The organism is Caballeronia sp. M23-90, assembly GCF_053574605.1.
Genome location: NZ_JBSIPA010000901.1, coordinates 1 through 906 on the forward strand (window position 1 = coordinate 1; position 906 = coordinate 906).

1 protein-coding gene is annotated in these 906 nt (G+C 61.5%); it reads right to left on the minus strand.

Translation table 11 applies throughout. From position 1 onward, the window contains the following. A partial coding sequence (locus ACRXB1_RS36850; protein ID WP_449494879.1) for an NAD(P)/FAD-dependent oxidoreductase occupies positions 1-906 on the minus strand: 906 nt, incomplete at both ends.

Consider the following 906-nt stretch of genomic DNA (forward strand, 5'->3'; position numbering starts at 1 on the left):
CATGCGGCAACGAATTGAAAGTCATGCCTACATATCCCGACCACTGATACTCCACCTGCACGTCCGCGAGTTCCGGAAACAGCTCGGCCATGGCGCGCTGCAGTGCGTCGAAACCCGTGGTCTGCCCTTCCTTGCCAAACGCGTCGCGGCCACCGAACAACATGCGGCCATCGACCTTGCGGAACCACTTCATCATGCGCCGGGTTTCCGTATAACTCCGGTGATTCGCCATCAAGCGGGCATCGAGTTCGGGAGACAGACGGGCTGTCGCTATCATCGCGCTGCGAAACGGCACGAGTTCGCGCTGATAGTCCGATGTCGCAGGCGTCAGGTTCGAGTATGCGTTCGTCCCGACAATCACCTGCTTTGCCCGCACGGTTGCATTCGGCGTACGCAGGATAGCGCCCGCACCGCCGTCCAGGCGATGCATGTCCAGCACAGGGGTATTTTCATGAATGTCGACGTTGCGTTGCGTCAGCCCGTCGGCCATGCCACGAACATAGTGAAGCGGAAGAATCGTGCCGGCGTCGGCACTCAGCACACTGCCGACAAACGCTTTGGAGCCGGTCTCGTGCTGCGTCTCGGCACGCGACAGCACGGACATGGAGGTGTCGCCAAGTTGCGTGCGCACCCAGTCGGCCTCCGCGCGGATGCCTTGCAATGCACGTTCGGTATGGGCGCACCGCAGGCTTCCGGTATGTTCGAAGCGCGCGTTTTCGAGCTTGAATTCATCGATTAACCTTTCCACCATGCGCACGCCGTCATGCGCGAGCCGGTGCATCGTGCGTGCGGCTTCGAGTCCGTGCATGCGCTCGATGGCCGGAAACGACAAGCGAAACTTCGACGACACTACGCCGCCATTACGCCCGCTTGCCCCCCAGCCGACCGGATTGGCGTCGAGCACGA